Source organism: Amycolatopsis sp. NPDC039088 (assembly GCF_055598845.1).
Genome location: NZ_JBVKAE010000033.1, coordinates 84,278 through 100,671 on the forward strand (window position 1 = coordinate 84,278; position 16,394 = coordinate 100,671).

The following is a 16,394-nucleotide window of genomic DNA, read 5'->3' on the forward strand; positions in this document are numbered from 1 at the left end:
CGGTGGCCGTCTCTAACGTCGGAGGGAGTCGCCGTTCCCCAGCCGAAGGAGCCCGAAAATGACCGGCTCGATCCTGCAGCACACCGCCACGACCACGCTCCGCATCCCGGTGCGCGGCCCGTTCGACCTCGACAAGTCCATCCGGTTCCTGACCGATTTCCCGCCGGCGTGCCGCACCGACGCCGCCGCCGAACCCGGCACCTTGCGCCTGGCCTTCCCCGCCGAAGCGGGCTGGGAGCACGTCGGCGCGGCCGTCAGACAGAGATCGCCCGGCTCGATCGAGGTGGAGGTCTTCGCCGAAGAAGGGCTCGCCGTCGAGGTCGGCGCCCAGGTGCGGCGGATTCTCTCGGTCGACATCGACGGTGTCGGTTTCGCGAAGGTCGGCAGCGCGGACCCCGTGGTGCGCCGCCTCCAGCAGACGTTCCCCGGGTTCCGGCCAGTCCTGTTCCATTCGCCGTACGAAGCGGCCTGCTGGGCGATCTTGAGTCACCGGGCCCGGATGTCGCAGGCCGCCGTGGTGAAACGGCGGCTCGCCGAGGAGTTCGGCAGGCCGGTGGATGTCGGCGGGGAGATCCTCATGTCGTTCCCGGCGCCGGACGTCCTCGCCGGGCCGGAGGCCGGGCGCGGCCTGCCGGAGGTGAAGGCCGAGCGGCTGCGCGCGGTCGCCAACGCCGCCAAGGACGGTCTGCTCGACGCCGCGTATCTGCGCGCCATGCCGGTACCGGACGCGTTGCGCTGGCTGCAGCGGTTGCCGGGGATCGGTCCGTTCTCGGCGCAGCTGATCCTGATCCGGGGAGCCGGGCATCCGGACGTCTTCCCCCGTGACGAGCCCCGGCTGCAGGAAGCCATGCGGACCGCGTACGACCTGCCGCTGGCCCCGCCCGAAGAGTTGGAGGAACTCTCCACGGCGTGGCGGCCGTTCCGCAGCTGGGTCGCCTTCGCCCTGCGCAACGACCGTGAGTTTCGCATGCGCGGGATCGGGGGTTCGATGACCGCCTGACACGGGACGTATCCGGCTTGTGGTGAGCTGATGGGGTGAGCTCGTCTCCCGCCGAAACGGTTTCCGACATCGCCCAGTCCACCCCGCCCGGCACGATCACCCTGGTCACCGGTGGTCTCGCGCTGCTCGTGGTGCTCTCAGGCAGGCCTTGGCGGATCGCCCGCAACCTCATCACGCTCGTCCACGAGGCAGGCCATGCGCTGGCGGCGGTGCTGGTCGGCCGTCGGCTGCAGGGCATCAAACTGCATTCGGACACCTCGGGTGTCACCGTCTCCCGAGGCAAGCCCGAGGGGCCGGGGATGGCGTTCACCGCGTTGGCCGGGTACCCGGCGGCCGCGGTGCTCGGCCTGGTGTTCGCCGGGCTGCTGTCGTCCGACCTGATCACCGTCGTGCTGATCGTGATGGCCTTGATGCTGTTGGGTGTGCTGGTGATGGTGCGCAACACCTACGGCGTGTTCGCGGTGGTCAGCAGCTCGGTGGTGCTCGGGTTGGTCGCGCTCGCGACGCCGTCGTGGTTCCAGGCGATTTTCGTCTACCTGCTGACCTGGTTCCTGCTGTTCGGTGGCGTCCGGCCGGTGTTCGAGCTGCAGATCAAGCGGCGCCGGGGTGCGGCGAGGGATTCGGACGCCGATCAGCTCGGCAGGCTCACCGGCATGCCCGCCGTGCTGTGGGTGCTGGTGATGGCCGTGCTGACGGTGAGCTGTCTCTTCGCGGGCGGGTTGTGGCTGCTGGAGCCGACCGTCGCCTGACCGGGGCGGTACGGCAGACTGGTGGCTCGTTCCGCGCGGAAGGAGTCACCAGATGGACGAGGTCGCCAAGGCCGTCGAGGAATGCGCTCGATCGGCGAAACGGGCCGCGCCGTCACTGGCCGCCGCGTCCGCGGAGGCGATCGACGCCGCGCTGAACGCCATGGCGGACAAGCTGGTGGAGCACGCCGACGCGGTACTGGAGGCGAATCAGGCCGACATCGCCAAGGCGCGCGAGGACGGCATGAGTGCGGGTCTGCTCGACAGGCTCACCATCACGCCCGAGCGGCTGACCGGCATGGCCGAGCAGCTCCGTCTCCTCGCCGGTGCGCCCCACCAGGAGCGGTCCGTCGATGTGTCCACTTTGGACGGTGGACTGAAGCTGGTCGAACGCCGTCGTCCGGTCGGCGTGATCGGCGCGAACTACGAGGCGCGCCCGAACGTCACGGTCGATGTCGCTTCGCAGCTGGTGAAGTCCCGCAACGGCGGCGTGCTTCGGACGGGTTCCGCCGCGCTCGGCTCGGCCCAGCGCCTGCGCGAGACCGTGATCGCCCCCGCTCTCGTCGACGCGGGTATCGACCCGGACGTCATCCGGCTGGTGCCGCGCGCCGAGCGCGAAGCGGCTTCCGCGCTGGTGCGTTTCCCCGCGCTCGTGCCGCTGGTGATCCTGCGAGGCAGCGGTGACAGCACCCGGGCGCTGGCTACGGAGGCGGCTGTCCACGGCGTCCGCACGCTGGCTCACGCCGACGGTGGCGGCGTCCTGTACGTCGACGAAGCGGCCGACACCGACAAGGTGCGCGGCCTGGTCTTCAACAGCCTTGACCGCCTCGGCGTCTGCAACCGGCTGAACCTGCTGCTGATCCACGAGGACGCCCACGACCGCGTCTGGCCCGGCATCTCCGGCGCGCTGGCCGAACGCGGCGTCACACCGTCACTCGCCCCGCACGAGCACGCCATCGGCTACGAATGGGCCCTCGACTCCGACCGCGAAGCGACCGTCACCGTCGCGAAGGTCGCCGGCCTGCCCGAAGCGGTCGAGATCGCCAACGAGCAGACCTCGGGCCTGGCCGCCGGCATCGCCACCGAAAGCAGCGAAGCCGCCGACGCGTTCTTCGACGGCTACACCGGCACCGGCGTCTTCTGGAACGCCCCGACCCGGTTGCTCGACGGCTTCAAGCTCCTGGCCGTTCCCGAGACCGGCATCAACCTGGACAAGGTCCCCGGCCCACGCGGCCCGGTCACCTACACCGACCTCTACGTGCGTCAGTACGCCGTCCTGCCCGCCTGACCGCGAGCACTCTTTCAGGGCGACACCGGGGGAGTGCCCGGCGGCAGCGGCGATACCAAAGGTCCCTTGCCGCGCCCAGTCTCATGAGCGCTGTCCGGATACGTTCCGAGACCGGCCTGTAAGTCAACCGCACATATCCCCACACTGGAGGTTCCATGGCCAAGGGCTACTGGGTCAGCGTCTACCCCACCATCACAGACCCTGAGGCGCTTGATGCCTACGGCAAACTGGCCGGTCCGGCCGTCAAAGCCGCAGGTGGGCGGACGTTCGCCCGCGGCGGAAGCCGGGTCGTCGCACACGAAGCGGGAATCGCCGAGCGCGTCGTCCTGATCGAGTTCGACAGCTTCGAACAGGCGGTCGCCGCATACGAGAGTGCGGCCTACCAGGAGGCGCTGGCCGCACTCCCCGACGGCTTCAAGCGCGATTTCCGCATCGTCGAAGGCCTTGGCTGACGGTCAAGGCATCTCCCGGTGGTGAGCGGCTGGTTGCGCGCAGGTGATCGAACCTTCAGCGCCGCCGGCGCTTCGATCGGGGCCGCGGCTGAGGCGGCAACGAGTCCGCGGTGGCGTCCTCGACGTCGTCCGCGACGGGTTCCGGAGCCGGAGCGATTCCGGGAGCCAGCCCCAGCATCTCCGCGGCGAGCTGCTGCGAGGACGCGAACATGCCCGAAGGCCGTTCCCGCGCCCGCCGCAGGGAAGAAGGCCGCAGCCGGTTGTAGCCCCGCACGGAGACCGGCCGCCGGGCACGCACCTCGTAGGGGTCGAAGGCGGACAGCTCGGTGGCGAGTTCCTTGTCCACCAGGATGGTGCCCGGCCGCGCGGTGGAGGTGAGACGGGCGGCGATGTTCACGACCGAGCCGTAGACGTCGCCGAACCGGCTGAGGATCCGGCCCGAAGCCATGCCCGCCCGCACGCCGGGCAAGGTCTCGTCGGCTTCGGCGCGTTCGGACAGCGTCAGGGCGATCTCGGCGCCGTCGACGGCGGAATCGGCGACGAACAGCACCTCGTCACCGATCATTTTCACGATCCGCCCGTGGTGTTCGGCGACCACCTCGGTGGCGAGGGATTCGAACCGGTCGAGGACGGCGCTCAGCTCGTCTTCGCCGATCTGCCTGGTCAGCCGGGTGTAGCCGACCATGTCGACGAACCCGACGACCTCGGTCCTGGTTTCGAGGTCTTCGTCCGTCGCCGCGAACGCGCGGCCGGCGTACGCCGCGAGATGCCGCCGCCAGACGAAGTTCTGCACCTGTTCCAGCTCGGGCAGCAGCCGGTCGACCAGCCGCGCGATCTGGCGTTCGCTGGTGCCGACGTCCTTGTTCTCGGTGATCATCGTCCACAGCATGTGGACCTGCCATTCCGCGAGCCGCGAAAGGTGCTGGCCCAGCGCGCGCGTCACCGCCAGCTCGATGCTCGGATCGATCAGGCCCGAGTGCATCAGCTGGTCGGCCGTGCGGATCGCTTCGATGTCGGCGTCGGTGAAGACGACCTCGTCGTCGTCGACGGTCGCGAAGCCCAGAGCACGCCAAAGCCGCCGAGAACGCTCTTCGGGAACGCCCGCCTTCTCGGCGACTTCGAGCCGGGTGTACTTGCGTCTGCCGCCGAGCAGGATCCGTTCGAGACGCTGCTGAAGCGCGTCGGGCGCGGGCTCGCCGGTATCGGCCATTAGGTGGTGTGGACGATGAGCACGTCCACGCCCGACTTCCGGGCGACTTCGGACGGTACTGAGCCCAGGATGCGGCCCGCGAGCGTGTTCAGCCCGCGGTTGCCGACCACCAGGAGGTCCGCGGAGCGTTCGGCGACGACCTTGCGCAGCGAGTCGACCGGGTCACCGACGACGGCGGCGGTCTCGATGCTCTTCGCGCCGGCCTTGGCGGCGCGGTCACGGGCGGAGAGCAGGGTGTCTTCGGCCGGGGCCGAGCCGACGACCTGGTACGCCTCGTCGCCGAGGACGTCCTGCGCCTTCTCCACGTCACCCTTGTTGGCGGGGTAGTAGGCGCACACGATGACCAGGGTCGCTCCGGAGTCCCCGGCGACCCCCGCAGCCTTGTCGACCGCGGCGAACGAGGAATCCGATCCGTCCGTGCCCACGACCACGGTCCGATATGCAGCCATCCGCAACCTCCACCGATCTGTCTGCCGCACCAGCGTGCGAGCAGCGACGATAACCGCTCGCCAGCGGCCTCGCAGGCCGTCGTGAGCTCGGTCGGGTGAAAAGGTTACTCGCCAGTCGGTTTCTGCGCTGCCGCAGGTCGAGGTGAAGGCTTCGCGCCGGATGTGGCCTTCGGCACATCGGCCGTCCGGAGCTGCACGGTGGCCTCCGAATCGGGTGACGGCTTCGCCTTCAGGTCCGCCGGGATATGCGGTTCGTCGCCGAGGACATGGGTCGCCTCGGCGAGCGCGGTCCGCGCGGTCCGGACCTGCTCGGCCAGGCTGGAGCGCACCTTGCGGAGCGCTTCGACCCGTTCGGTGGCCTGGGTGATCCGCCGGTTGGACTCCTCGGTGGCCTGCCGGACGCGGCGGCGTGCCTCGTCGGCCGCTTCGGCGAGCCGGGCGTTGGCCTCGGTGATCGAGTCCTGCTTGCGCTTGTTGGCGTCGGCGACGGACTCGCGCTGGCGGCGTTCGATCTCGGCCTTGGCCGCGGTCTCCTCTTCGAGCACCTTCGCGCGGATGGCGGCGGCGTCCTCGGTGGCCTCGCGGACGCGGCGGGCGGCCTCGGCCTTGCTCGCGGCCTCCTGCTCGGCCAGCGCGTGCATGGCTTCGGTGCGCCGCGACGCCATCGCGATCTCGAAGTCCTCTTCGACCTGAGTGCGACGCTGCTGCGACTCGGCGTCGAGCTTGTCCCGCTCCGCCTTCGCCTTGTCGGTGATCTCCTTGGCCTCGGCGCGCGCCTTCTCGAGCACACCGCGGTGCTCGGCCTCCATCTCCTTGCGGCGGAGGTCGAGCTCGTTGAGCAGCTGCTCGTAGCGGGCCCGCATGGCGCTCGCGTCGGTCTCCGCCTTGGCGCGGATGTGCCCGGCTTCGGCTTCGGCGCGCGCCTTGGTGTCGGCGGCCTCGTCCTGCGCGAGCCGCAGCATGCGCTGCAGGCGCTCGGAAAGGCCTTCGACGCTCGTCGGCGGCTGGGCCAGCCTGTCGACCTGGCCGCGCAGGTCCGCGATCTCGCCGCGCGCGATCTCCAGCTGCCGTGCCAGGTCGCCCGCCTGTCCGATGGCGGCATCGCGATCGGCGGTGAGCATCTTCAGATCGGCGTCCAGCCGTTCGAGATGTTCGTCGACCTGCGCACGGCTGTAACCGCGCTTCGCCACGTCGAAGCCGGCTCCCAGCGGCACTAGCTCCCGTTCCTCGCCAAGGCTCATCCTTCTACCGTAGTCGAGCTGGAGTCACGGAAGGGTGAGCACCCACTCCAACGCGCGGCGAAAGCGCGTTCTGGTGCGCTAAACGTTCCTGAACGCGTTGATCCCGTCGATGTGCTTCTCGCGCAGTTCGTGGTTCCGGACGCCCAGACCTTCTTCCGGCGCAAGGGCCAGCACGCCGACCTTGCCCTGGTGCGCGTTGCGATGCACGTCCAGCGCGGCCTGTCCGGTGTCTTCGAGCGAGTAGGTCTTCGACAGCGTCGGGTGGATCAGACCTTTCGCGATCAGGCGGTTCGCTTCCCACGATTCGCGGTAGTTGGCGAAGTGGCTGCCGATGATCCGCTTCAGGTTCATCCACAGGTAGCGGTTGTCGTACTGGTGCATGAATCCGGACGTCGAGGCGCAAGTGACGATCGTGCCGCCCTTACGCGCCGCGTAGACGGAAGCGCCGAAGGTCTCGCGGCCCGGGTGCTCGAAGACGATGTCGGGGTCCTCGCCGCCGGTCAGTTCGCGGATCTTCTTCCCGAACCGCTGCCATTCCTTCGGGTCCTGGTTGTGCTCGTCCTTCCAGAACCTGTAGCCCTCGGCGTTGCGGTCGATGATCAGTTCCGCGCCCAGCTTCCGGCAGATTTCCGCCTTTTCGGGGCTGGAGACCACGCACACCGGGATCGCGCCGCCGTTGAGCGCGTACTGCGTCGCGTAAGAACCGAGACCGCCCGAGGCGCCCCAGATCAGGACGACGTCGCCCTGTTTCATGTCCGCGCCGTTGCGCGACACGAGCTGCCGGTAGGCCGTGGAGTTCACGAGGCCGGGGGAGGCGGCCTCCTCCCAGGTGAGGTGGCCCGGCTTCGGCATCAGCTGGTTCGCCTTGACGAGCGCGATTTCGGCGAGCCCGCCGAAGTTCGTCTCGAAACCCCAGATCCGCTGCTCGGTGTCGAGCATCGTGTCGTTGTGCCCGTCCGGGCCTTCGAGTTCGACGTTGAGGCAGTGCGCGACGACCTCGTCGCCCGGCTTCCAGTTGTGCACGCCGGGGCCGGTGCGCAGCACGACGCCGGACAGGTCCGATCCGACGACGTGATAAGGCAGGTCGTGGCGCTTCGACAGCGGCGAAAGCCGCCCGTAGCGCTCCAGGAACTTGAAGGTCGAGACCGGTTCGAAGATCGAGGTCCAGACCGTGTTGTAGTTGATCGCGCTCGCCATGACCGCGACCAGCGCCTCGCCGGGGCCGAGTTCCGGTGTGGGGACCTCGTCCACGTGCAGCGATTTGCGCGGGTCCTTGTCCCGGCTTTCGAGGCCTTCGAACATGCTCGCCTCGTCCTTGTGCACGGTCACCCCGCGATAGGTCTCCGGCACGTCGAGCGACGCCATGGCGCCGAGGTCATCGTTCAGAATGGCCTGCTGGATCTCGCCGAGCTGCGACATCGGAACCTCCGCGAAAAAGGGGGACGGCGTTAGCGGCACAAATTACTCACCGGTAACCAAGTCCACAACTGTACGAGACGTGGAGCACGTACACATCCCGAAGCGTTATCGACCAGTCTTGACCGGCTGGCCAACCAAGCGGACCATGGGCCGTGGAGATCTCTCCGACCTGCAGGTTTCGTCGATTCTCGGAGGTGAGCACGCATGAATGAACCCACGACGCGCCCTTGGACCCGGCCCCATGACTGGGCGGAGGTGGTCATCGGTGTCGTCGTCGCGCTTTCACCCCTCTGGATGACCACGGACAACACCGCCCTGTGGACGCTCGTCGTCCTCGGCGCGCTGGTCGCGCTCGACGGCCTCGCCTCGCTCGCGATGCCTGGCATGGTCTACGGCGAAGGCATCCAGATCGTGCTGGGCGCGTTGCTGTTCATTTCGCCATGGGTGATGGGATACGCCGACTTGATGGGCGCGTCCTGGACGGCCTGGATCGGTGGCGTCCTGACCGTGGTGGCCGGCGCGGCCGCGATGCCGATCGCACAGGCGACCCACAGGACAGCGGGACAGCACTGACCCCGGAGGAGACGGCGTGAAAGAGGATTCGGCGAAACAGCGCATCCTGCGAGCCGCGGAGGCGCTGTTCGCCGAATCCGGTTTCGACGCGACACCCACATCGCGGATCGCGGAGCGCGCGGGTGTGCCCAAAGGGCTGGTGCACTACTACTTCCGGCGTAAGTCGGATCTGCTGGCGGCGCTGGTCGCCGAACTGCCGGACCCCCGGATCGAACCGGCCGTCGTGGTGGTCCCCGGCGACCTCGCGGGCAGCCTTCGCGGCCTCGTCGTGGAACTCGACAGGCGGTTCAACCGGTCCTTGGCGCTGTCACATCTGCTGTGGCGCGAGGCCGACACGCATCGCGCGGTCCGCGACGCGCTGGCCGACCGGTTCCAGCAACTGGTCCGCCAGGTGAAGGCGGTGATCGTCGCCGCGACCGGCGGCAAACTCGCGGTCGCCGACATCGATTCGGCGTCGGGGCTGCTGGCGAGGGCGGTCAGTCATCGGCACGCGACAGCACGGCACAGCGAAGACGGGGACCCCGCCGAAATCGACCGCGAGGTCCTCTTCATCGCCGAAGCGCTGACGCGCGGTCAGTGACCGTCCGCCGCGGGCTCGACCAACTCGACGAGCACGCCGCCGGCGTCCTTGGGGTGGACGAAGTTCACCCGGCTGTTGGACGTGCCGCGTTTGGCCTCGCTGTAGAGCAGCCGGAGTCCCTGCGCGCGCAGCGCCGCCGCCGCGGCGTCCACATCGGACACTCGGTATGCCAGCTGCTGCAGCCCGGGGCCGTTCTTGGCGAGGAACTTGCCGATCGCCGAGTCTTCGCGCAGCGGCGCGAGGAGCTGGATCGCGGTCTCCGTCCCGGCGGTGCCGGGCGCGCGCAGCATCGCTTCGCGGACGCCCTGCTCCTCGTTGACCTCCTCGTGCGCCACCTCCAGGCCGAAGTGCTCGGCGTGGAAGGCGATCGCGGCGTCGAGGTCGGGTACCGCGATGCCGACGTGGTCGATGGCGGTCACGAACGGTTTCAGCGCCTGGTTCATGCAGAGCAGGATAGGTCCGCGGGCGGGCGAACCGGCGTGCGCCGCCTCACACTGGCTCCATCAAGAAGGCCATGACGCGGGTATGGTCGCGAAGACCGCCTATTGCCCTTGCGCCGATGCTTGGAGGACGCCGTGTCCGGTTCCGTGATCCTGGGTGCCGCCCGTACACCGATCGGGCGATTGCTCGGTTCCCTGAAGGATTTCTCGGGTGCGCAACTGGGCGGATTCGCGATCAAGGCGGCCCTCGAACAGGCCGGTGTCTCGCCGGACGCGGTCCAGTACACGATCATGGGCCAGGTGCTCACCGCGGGCGCGGGCCAGATCCCGGCCCGCCAGGCCGCCGTCGCGGCCGGCATCCCGATGACCGTCCCGGCGCTGACCATCAACAAGGTCTGCCTCTCCGGTCTCGACGCCATCGCGCTCGCCGACCAGCTCATCCGCGCGGGTGAGTTCGACCTGATCGTCGCCGGCGGCCAGGAATCGATGACCCAGGCGCCGCATCTGCTGCCGAAGTCCCGCTCGGGCTTCAAATACGGCGACACCACCCTCGTCGACCACATGGCCCACGACGGCCTGTTCTGCGCCTTCGACCAGGTCGCGATGGGCGCGTCGACGGAGAAGTACAACAGCCGCTACGGCATCACCCGGGAGCAGCAGGACGAGTTCTCCGCGCGTTCGCACCAGCGCGCCGCCGCCGCCATCGCGGAAGGCCGCTTCGACGCCGAGGTCGCGCCGGTGTCGATCCCGCAGCGCAAGGGCGACCCGGTCGTCTTCTCGAAGGACGAGGGCGTTCGCGCCGACACCACCGCGGAAAGCCTCGCGAAGCTGCGCCCGGCGTTCGCCTCCGACGGCACCATCACCGCCGGTTCGGCCTCGCAGATCTCCGACGGCGCCGCCGCGGTCATCGTGGCCAGCAAGGCCAAGGCCGAGGAACTGGGCCTGACCGCCCTCGCCGAGATCGGCGCGCACGGCGTGGTCTCCGGTCCGGACGCCAGCCTCCACGAGCAGCCGTCGAACGCGATCCTGGCCGCGCTGGCCAAGGAGAAGCTGACCGCGGACGCGCTCGACCTGATCGAGATCAACGAGGCGTTCGCCGCCGTTGGCCTGGTGTCGGCCGACAAGCTCGGCGTCGACGTGAACAAGGTCAACGTCGACGGTGGCGCCATCGCGCTCGGCCACCCGATCGGCGCTTCCGGCGCGCGGCTGGCCGTGCACCTGATCCACGAGCTCCGCCGTCGTGGCGGCGGCCTCGGCGCGGCCGCGCTCTGCGGTGGCGGCGGCCAGGGCGACGCCCTGCTGCTCCGGGTCCCGTAAAGCCCTTGCCGGTACAGCTGGACATCGACGAACTGGTCGGTCGCGCGCGGGACGGCGTCCCCCGCGCGATCGCCCGGTTGCTGTCGCTGGTCGAGGACGCTCATCCGCAGTTGCCCGAGGTCGCGGCGAAGCTGACGCCGCATACGGGCAACGCGCGGGTCGTCGGACTGACCGGCCCGCCCGGTGTCGGTAAGTCGACATCGACGTCCGCGCTGCTCACGGCGCTGCGGGCGCAAGGCCTGCGGGTCGGGGTGCTGGCGATCGACCCGTCGTCGCCGTTCTCCGGCGGGGCGCTGCTCGGCGACCGGATCCGGATGACCGAGCACGCCACCGATCCCGGCGTGTTCATCCGGTCGATGGCCACCCGCGGCCATCTCGGCGGACTGTCGTGGGCGACCCCGCAGGCGGTCCGCGTCCTCGACGCGGCGGGTTTCGACGTCGTGCTGATCGAGACCGTCGGCGTCGGACAGTCCGAAGTGGACGTCGTGAGACTGGCCGACACCACGGTGGTCCTGCTCGCGCCCGGGATGGGCGACGGTATTCAGGCCGCGAAGGCGGGCGTGCTGGAGATCGCGGACGTGTTCGTGGTCAACAAGGCCGACCGCGAGGGCGCGGACGCGACCGTGCACGACCTCAAGCAGATGATCTCCTTGGTGCGCCGGGAGATCCGCGGCCCGAGCTGGCGTCAGCCGATCGTGCGAACGGTGGCCTCCCGCGGCGAAGGCGTCGACGACGTCGTCCGCGCGCTGTCCGACCATCACGACTGGCTGGCCCAGCGGGAAGAACTGCCCCGGCGCCGCGCGGCGCGGGCCAGGGACGAGGTCGAGGCGATCGCCGTCCAGCGGTTGCGCGCGGAGATCGTCGACCTGCGCCACGGCGACCGGCTCGCGGAACTGGCGAGGCGTGTGGTCGCGCGGAAGATCGACCCGTTCGCGGCGGCCGACGAACTGATAGCCGACCTCCGCTCGTGAGTGGTGATGACGGTGAGAACCGTCATCACCACGCACGAGGATCATTCAGAGGATTTCGATGACCCGGACCTTCGGCGGACGGTTCGGGAAACTGATATCGGTCCATCGGTTGATTCTCACGTCAGCGCCATTGCTGTCGTAGTACATCAGGTCGTTGTTCCCGGTGTAGATCCGGTCGATCCACCAACCCCCGAAGCTGATCCTCCCGCGGTTGGCGTAGCAGTCGACGCTGGTGCTCCCGCCGAGGTGCGACCAGATCTTCAGGAAGTTCTCCCCGTCCTTGCAGGGAATGTGGTCGATGGCGAACGAGGTGCCGGTCGGCACGATCATGGTGAACATGGCGGCAGCGGCGGCCGCCATGGTCGCGATCCGGCGGAATTTCTTCTTGCTCGGGATCACAAGTTCTCCTTCGGTGGAAATCCGAAAAAAAGGAGCTTCACCCCGAGCATCCCGATGGCGGGCGACCGTTGTCAATTTACCCACTGTTTCGCGGGACCGGACGGACAACCAACTCTGTCCGTCCGGGCAAGGGCTAGAATTCGACGTACATTTTGATGTCGCCGAAGTCGCTGTCGAGGTTGTCCAGATGGGCGATGGCGTCCTCTTTCCAGACTTCGAGCTGGTTGGTCTCGCCGAAGGTGAGCTGTTCACCGTCGGCGACCTTGTTGGCGTAGTTCGTGATCGTGACCGTCTGCCCCCGGCAGAACTCGACTCGCTCCAGGAACCTGTCCGCCATGTCGGGGTCGAAGACGCGGCCCATCCGGACGTAGCCGTTGTTGATGTGCTCCTCGCAGTAGAAATGCGCCGCGGCCGAGGCGATCCACTCGGTCAGCGAAGGCTCGCGAGGCGGCCACTTCTCGCGGACGTGCGACTTGATCTCCCTGGCGAGGCGGATGACCCGGCGCCGCTCGAGGTCGGTCAGCCCGTCCTCCTTGCGGAAGTCGAGGATCATGTCGTCGACGATCTTGGCGAGCCGGAGGATCCGCGGTTTGTCGAGCTCGGCGGGTTTGTCCGGCGGCAGCCCGGCCATGACCCTCTCGTGCACCAGGACGTACTGCGTGTACGCGTAGAGGAAGGTCAACGCGTTCAGCTGCCATTGGTGTCGTTCGGCGATCTCCACGGCTTCGACCCTAACCTCGGACCTACTTCCGGACCTGTGGAAGCGGCGGGGATTCACCCTATGCTCTCTTCTTCGTCCACGGCTGGGAGGCAGGAACCGTGCAGAGGATCGCGAAGGTCGTTGTGAGCGTGCTGGGTGCCGGGCTGATGCTCGCGGCCGGTACCGGGACGGCGTCGGCGGAGGCCGTGCCGCCGAAGGTCACGAAGGGGCCCTGCCAGTACACGGAGACTCCGGACGAGCCGGCCGCGCGGCCGGTCCCGCTGCCCCCGGACCCGCGTCACACGCCGAGCCGGGGCACGGTGCCGGTACAGCTGAAGACGAACCAGGGCAAGATCGACCTGACCCTCGATCGGGCGAAGGCGCCGTGCACGGTGCAGAGTTTCCTGCATCTGGCGGTGCACCGGTTCTACGACCGCACCACGTGTCACCGGCTGACGGCGTATCCGACGCTGAAGGTGCTGCAGTGCGGCGACCCGAGCGGCACCGGTGAGGGCGGCCCCGGCTACAAGTACAAGGACGAGCTGCCCGTCGGCCTGCCGCCCGCGCCGACCGACCCGACCGGCGCGCGGAAGGTGTACTCCCGCGGCGTCCTCGCGATGGCCAACGCGGGCCCGGCGACGAACGGCAGCCAGTTCTTCGTGGTGTACGGCGATTCCGCGTTGCGTCCGAACTACACGATCTTCGGCACCGTGGGCTCTGACGGCCTCGAAACCCTCGACAAGGTCGCCGCGGGCGGCATCCAGCCCACGCCGGAGACCCCCGCCCCGGTCGACGGCGCTCCCGTCCTGAAGACCGACATCCTGCGGGCCCGCCCGTGGTACTGCTGACGCAGGGGGGTCAGGTGACCTCGAAGATGGCCTCCCGCAGGGCTTGGGTGGCGCCGTTGAAGGCGTGTTTCGCGGCGGCGCCGTAGCCGATGATGAGCCCTTCGCGCTGGGGCTCGCCGATCCAGTAGCCGCTGAGTCCTTCGAGCCCGATCGCGCGACGGCGGCAGGCGGCCAGCACCTCCATCTCCCCGGGCTCCTCGCCCGGGAACTGGAGCACCAGGTGCAGCCCGGCCGAGATCCCTTGCGGCAACACGGAATCCGGTAGTGCCGCCAGTAGCCGGTCGCGACGGGAGCGGTACTCGGCGCGGCAGCGGCGGATGTGCTGGTCGTAGGCGCCGGACTCGATCAGTTCGGCCATCGCGAGCTGGTCCAGCAGCGGGGGCCGGGCCCCGCTCGCGGCCATCTCCGCGCGCACCGGTTCGACCAGGAACCTCGGCAGCACCATCCACCCCAGGCGCAACGACGGCGCGAGCGTCTTGCTCGTCGTCCCCACGTACACGACCCGTTCGGGCGCCAGTGCCTGCAACGCGCCGACCTGCTGATGGTCGAACCGGAACTCGCCGTCGTAGTCGTCCTCGATGACGACGGCACCGGTTTCCGCGGCCCACCGGGTGAGTTCCGCCCGCCGTCCGGGTGCGAGGGTGACGCCCAGCGGGTACTGGTGCGCCGGGGTGACCACCACCGCCGGACTGTCCAAAGCGGACACCGTGATGCCGTCGTCGTCGACTCCTACGCCGGTCACGCGGGGACCGTTGGCCGCGGCGATGTCCCGGTAGATGTCCAGTGACGGGTTTTCGAACGCGATCTCGTCCGCCCCGCGCGCGTGCAGCACCCGCGCCAGTACCGCGATGGCGTGCGAGAACCCGGCGCACACCAGGATGCGCTCGGGGTCGGCGACGACGCCGCGGCTGCGGGCCAGGTACACGGCGAGCGTCTCCCGCAGTTCGGCTGCGCCTGATTCGGCCGTGTAGTCGAACGCCGACATCGGCGCCCGGTGCAGCGCGCGCCGGGACGCCGCGAGCCAGGCCGTCCTGGGGAACGCGGACAGATTCGGCCTGCCGGGGCGCAGGTCCCAGCGGGGCGCCGGGTCACGGGGGATGGGCTTCGGTGGCGACGCGGGCAGCGCGCCGGCCGTCGCGACGCGGGTCGGCGCGCCCTGCGAGGTCCGCAAGTAGCCCTCGGCGGCGAGGTCGGCGTAGACGCGGGTGACCGTTCCCCTGGCCACTCCGAGATCCTGCGCCAAGGCCCTGGTCGACGGCACCGCCGCGCCCGCCTGCCAGCGCCCCTCCCGGATGGCCGCGCGGATCGCCGCGGCGAGCCCGGTCCTGCCGCTTTCGGGACGCCAGTCCAGATGGACGTCTATTCCCGAACTGGACCACGAATCTGCCATGTGACTGGACCATACTCGTGGGCCAGTTGTCGCTAGATTCGAGGTATGACCGAGCGAATCCACGTGGGCAAACGAGTGCCCGAGATCTACCAGGCCATGGCCAAACTGCAGGCCGAAGTCGAGAAGGCCGCCGCCAACGCCGGGGTCGACCAGAAGATCCTCGAACTGGTGAAGATGCGTTCCTCGCAGATCAACCACTGCGCGTTCTGCCTCGACATGCACTCCCACGACGCGCTGCAGATGGGCGAGTCGCCGCGGCGGCTCTTCGTGCTGCAGGGCTGGCGCGAGACCGAGCTGTTCACCGAGCAGGAGCGTGCCGCGCTCGCGCTGACCGAGGCGATCACGAACGTGGCGACCCTGCACGAGGTCCCGGACGACGTCTACGAAGAGGCCACCCGGGTCTTCACCGAGGAGCAGTACCGTGCCGTCGTCTGGGAGGCCATCGCGATCAACAGCTGGAACCGGATGTGCGTGACCAGCCACGCGCCGCTGCCCGAGCGCGCCGAATGACGGCGGCGCGGCTGCGGGAACTGCATGTCGCGGGTACCCCACTGCTCCTGCCGAACGCGTGGGACGCCGACAGCGCGCGTCTCGTGGAAGCCGCCGGGTTCCCCGTCGTGGCGACGAGTTCCTTCGCCATCGCCAAGGCACTCGGCCACGAAGACGGGGAGGCCGCGCCCGTCGAGGAGATGTTCGCGGCGGCCGCGAGGATCGCGCGTGCGGTCTCGGTTCCGGTGACGGTCGACGTGGAATCCGGTTACGGGCTCGAAGCGGGAGACCTCGCGGCGAGGCTCGCCGAGGCGGGTGCGGTCGGCTGCAACTACGAGGACACCGATCACGCCGCGGGCGGACTTCGATCGCTGGAGACGCAGGCGGATCAGATCGCGAAGTTGCGTGAGGCCGCCGGAGACGCGTTGGTGATCAACGCCCGCGTCGACGTCTTCGTGGGCGCCTCCGACGAGCGCGCCGTACTGGACGACGCGATCGTGCGGGCCAAGGCGTATTTCGAGGCGGGCGCGGACTGCGTCTACCCGATCCTGGCGAAGTCGCCGGAAGTGCTGGCCGACTTCGTGAAGGCGGTCGCGCCCGGCGCGGTCAACGCGATGCCGCTTCCCGGTGGCCCCGATCTCTCCGCGCTCGCCACACTGGGGGTGGCGCGGATCTCGCTGGGCACGGGACTGTGGAAGTCGGTCCGCGCCGATCTGCGGGCGAAACTGACCGAACTGGCGGCGGGGAAGCTGCCGTATTAGGGAAATGGGAACCGGGGGGGGGGGGGGGGGGGGGGGGGGGGGGGGGGGGGGGGGGGGGGGGGTGGGCGGGGGGGGGGGGGGGGGGGGGGGGGGGGGGGGGGGGGGGGGGGGGGGGGGGGGG

General features: G+C 69.3%; 19 protein-coding genes. 11 read left to right on the forward strand and 8 right to left on the reverse strand.

The genetic code is table 11. The annotated features are described in order from the left end of the window. Positions 1 to 58 precede the first annotated feature (58 nt). The 4 genes from ACZ7KI_RS33365 to ACZ7KI_RS33380 all read left to right on the forward strand — a co-directional run bounded on the left by ACZ7KI_RS33365 (position 59) and on the right by ACZ7KI_RS33380 (position 3,486). Positions 59 to 1,000, forward strand: coding sequence for a DNA-3-methyladenine glycosylase family protein (locus tag ACZ7KI_RS33365; RefSeq protein WP_470277014.1), 942 nt, complete (start codon positions 59 to 61; stop codon positions 998 to 1,000). A gap of 35 nt (positions 1,001 to 1,035) precedes the next feature. Continuing rightward, positions 1,036 to 1,749, forward strand: coding sequence for a M50 family metallopeptidase (locus ACZ7KI_RS33370; RefSeq protein ID WP_470277015.1), 714 nt, complete (start codon positions 1,036 to 1,038; stop codon positions 1,747 to 1,749). Positions 1,750 to 1,801: 52 nt separating this feature from the next. Then, positions 1,802 to 3,034: an aldehyde dehydrogenase family protein gene (locus ACZ7KI_RS33375; protein WP_470277016.1), complete on the forward strand. Its 1,233-nt coding sequence runs from the start codon at positions 1,802 to 1,804 to the stop codon at positions 3,032 to 3,034. A 155-nt stretch (positions 3,035 to 3,189) separates the two neighbouring features. Beyond that, entirely contained in the window at positions 3,190 to 3,486 is a 297-nt protein-coding gene (locus tag ACZ7KI_RS33380; RefSeq protein ID WP_470277017.1) for a DUF1330 domain-containing protein, read from the forward strand. 55 nt (positions 3,487 to 3,541) lie between these two features. Here ACZ7KI_RS33380 and ACZ7KI_RS33385 read toward each other — a convergent pair whose 3' ends face one another. The 4 genes from ACZ7KI_RS33385 to ccrA form a co-directional block, all read right to left on the reverse strand. Then, positions 3,542 to 4,696, reverse strand: coding sequence for an adenylate/guanylate cyclase domain-containing protein (locus tag ACZ7KI_RS33385; protein WP_470277018.1), 1,155 nt, complete (start codon positions 4,694 to 4,696; stop codon positions 3,542 to 3,544). Next, positions 4,696 to 5,145 carry a universal stress protein gene (locus ACZ7KI_RS33390; RefSeq protein WP_470277019.1) on the reverse strand — a complete coding sequence of 150 codons (450 nt, stop codon included), beginning with the start codon at positions 5,143 to 5,145 and terminating at the stop codon, positions 4,696 to 4,698. The genes ACZ7KI_RS33385 and ACZ7KI_RS33390 overlap by 1 nt, the downstream gene beginning before the upstream one ends. A gap of 104 nt (positions 5,146 to 5,249) precedes the next feature. Continuing rightward, positions 5,250 to 6,359 (reverse strand): chromosome segregation protein, encoded by a 1,110-nt coding sequence (locus ACZ7KI_RS33395; RefSeq protein ID WP_470277031.1) that lies wholly within the window; start codon positions 6,357 to 6,359, stop codon positions 5,250 to 5,252. 105 nt (positions 6,360 to 6,464) lie between these two features. Then, complete coding sequence (gene ccrA / locus ACZ7KI_RS33400) at positions 6,465 to 7,805, reverse strand: crotonyl-CoA carboxylase/reductase (RefSeq protein ID WP_470277020.1); 1,341 nt, start codon at positions 7,803 to 7,805, stop codon at positions 6,465 to 6,467. A 204-nt stretch (positions 7,806 to 8,009) separates the two neighbouring features. Here ccrA and ACZ7KI_RS33405 point away from each other — a divergent pair, with 204 nt between their 5' ends. After that, positions 8,010 to 8,378, forward strand: a complete 369-nt coding sequence (locus tag ACZ7KI_RS33405; protein ID WP_470277021.1) for an SPW repeat protein — start codon at positions 8,010 to 8,012, stop codon at positions 8,376 to 8,378. A 16-nt stretch (positions 8,379 to 8,394) separates the two neighbouring features. Further along, entirely contained in the window at positions 8,395 to 8,958 is a 564-nt protein-coding gene (locus tag ACZ7KI_RS33410) for a TetR/AcrR family transcriptional regulator (RefSeq protein WP_470277022.1), read from the forward strand. On the opposite strand, the gene mce is transcribed toward ACZ7KI_RS33410, so the two are convergent. Further along, positions 8,952 to 9,401, reverse strand: a complete 450-nt coding sequence (gene mce, locus ACZ7KI_RS33415) for a methylmalonyl-CoA epimerase (protein ID WP_470277023.1) — start codon at positions 9,399 to 9,401, stop codon at positions 8,952 to 8,954. The genes ACZ7KI_RS33410 and mce overlap by 7 nt on opposite strands. 132 nt (positions 9,402 to 9,533) lie before the next feature. On the opposite strand from mce, the gene ACZ7KI_RS33420 reads away from it, so the two are divergent. Both ACZ7KI_RS33420 and meaB read left to right on the forward strand, forming a co-directional pair. Beyond that, positions 9,534 to 10,715: an acetyl-CoA C-acetyltransferase gene (locus ACZ7KI_RS33420; RefSeq protein ID WP_470277024.1), complete on the forward strand. Its 1,182-nt coding sequence runs from the start codon at positions 9,534 to 9,536 to the stop codon at positions 10,713 to 10,715. Positions 10,716 to 10,720: 5 nt separating this feature from the next. Beyond that, on the forward strand, positions 10,721 to 11,686 hold the full coding sequence (gene meaB, locus ACZ7KI_RS33425; RefSeq protein ID WP_470277025.1) for a methylmalonyl Co-A mutase-associated GTPase MeaB: 966 nt from the start codon (positions 10,721 to 10,723) through the stop codon (positions 11,684 to 11,686). Positions 11,687 to 11,731: 45 nt separating this feature from the next. Here meaB and ACZ7KI_RS33430 read toward each other — a convergent pair whose 3' ends face one another. Further along, positions 11,732 to 12,085, reverse strand: a complete 354-nt coding sequence (locus ACZ7KI_RS33430; RefSeq protein WP_470277026.1) for a beta/gamma crystallin domain-containing protein — start codon at positions 12,083 to 12,085, stop codon at positions 11,732 to 11,734. 133 nt (positions 12,086 to 12,218) lie between these two features. After that, complete coding sequence (locus tag ACZ7KI_RS33435; protein WP_470277027.1) at positions 12,219 to 12,806, reverse strand: hypothetical protein; 588 nt, start codon at positions 12,804 to 12,806, stop codon at positions 12,219 to 12,221. A 146-nt stretch (positions 12,807 to 12,952) separates the two neighbouring features. On the opposite strand from ACZ7KI_RS33435, the gene ACZ7KI_RS33440 reads away from it, so the two are divergent. Beyond that, complete coding sequence (locus ACZ7KI_RS33440) at positions 12,953 to 13,633, forward strand: peptidylprolyl isomerase (protein WP_470277032.1); 681 nt, start codon at positions 12,953 to 12,955, stop codon at positions 13,631 to 13,633. A gap of 10 nt (positions 13,634 to 13,643) precedes the next feature. On the opposite strand, the gene pdxR is transcribed toward ACZ7KI_RS33440, so the two are convergent. Continuing rightward, complete coding sequence (pdxR, locus tag ACZ7KI_RS33445) at positions 13,644 to 15,023, reverse strand: MocR-like pyridoxine biosynthesis transcription factor PdxR (RefSeq protein WP_470277028.1); 1,380 nt, start codon at positions 15,021 to 15,023, stop codon at positions 13,644 to 13,646. Positions 15,024 to 15,068: 45 nt separating this feature from the next. On the opposite strand from pdxR, the gene ACZ7KI_RS33450 reads away from it, so the two are divergent. Continuing rightward, positions 15,069 to 15,533 (forward strand): carboxymuconolactone decarboxylase family protein, encoded by a 465-nt coding sequence (locus ACZ7KI_RS33450; RefSeq protein ID WP_465461212.1) that lies wholly within the window; start codon positions 15,069 to 15,071, stop codon positions 15,531 to 15,533. Further along, positions 15,530 to 16,273, forward strand: coding sequence for an isocitrate lyase/PEP mutase family protein (locus ACZ7KI_RS33455; protein ID WP_470277029.1), 744 nt, complete (start codon positions 15,530 to 15,532; stop codon positions 16,271 to 16,273). The genes ACZ7KI_RS33450 and ACZ7KI_RS33455 overlap by 4 nt, the downstream gene beginning before the upstream one ends. Positions 16,274 to 16,394 lie beyond the last annotated feature (121 nt).

What these genes read in the sequence shown, in the direction of transcription:
- ACZ7KI_RS33440 (WP_470277032.1), top strand. Translation starts at nt 12,953, where the DNA reads ATGCTCGCGGCCGGTACCGGGACGGCGTCGGCGGAGGCCGTGCCGCCG.
- ACZ7KI_RS33380 (WP_470277017.1), top strand. Translation starts at nt 3,190, where the DNA reads ATGGCCAAGGGCTACTGGGTCAGCGTCTACCCCACCATCACAGACCCT.
- pdxR (WP_470277028.1), bottom strand. Translation starts at nt 15,023, where the DNA reads ATGGCAGATTCGTGGTCCAGTTCGGGAATAGACGTCCATCTGGACTGG.
- ACZ7KI_RS33450 (WP_465461212.1), top strand. Translation starts at nt 15,069, where the DNA reads ATGACCGAGCGAATCCACGTGGGCAAACGAGTGCCCGAGATCTACCAG.
- mce (WP_470277023.1), bottom strand. Translation starts at nt 9,401, where the DNA reads ATGAACCAGGCGCTGAAACCGTTCGTGACCGCCATCGACCACGTCGGC.
- ccrA (WP_470277020.1), bottom strand. Translation starts at nt 7,805, where the DNA reads ATGTCGCAGCTCGGCGAGATCCAGCAGGCCATTCTGAACGATGACCTC.
- ACZ7KI_RS33455 (WP_470277029.1), top strand. Translation starts at nt 15,530, where the DNA reads ATGACGGCGGCGCGGCTGCGGGAACTGCATGTCGCGGGTACCCCACTG.
- ACZ7KI_RS33365 (WP_470277014.1), top strand. Translation starts at nt 59, where the DNA reads ATGACCGGCTCGATCCTGCAGCACACCGCCACGACCACGCTCCGCATC.
- ACZ7KI_RS33390 (WP_470277019.1), bottom strand. Translation starts at nt 5,145, where the DNA reads ATGGCTGCATATCGGACCGTGGTCGTGGGCACGGACGGATCGGATTCC.
- ACZ7KI_RS33385 (WP_470277018.1), bottom strand. Translation starts at nt 4,696, where the DNA reads ATGGCCGATACCGGCGAGCCCGCGCCCGACGCGCTTCAGCAGCGTCTC.
- ACZ7KI_RS33405 (WP_470277021.1), top strand. Translation starts at nt 8,010, where the DNA reads ATGAATGAACCCACGACGCGCCCTTGGACCCGGCCCCATGACTGGGCG.
- ACZ7KI_RS33375 (WP_470277016.1), top strand. Translation starts at nt 1,802, where the DNA reads ATGGACGAGGTCGCCAAGGCCGTCGAGGAATGCGCTCGATCGGCGAAA.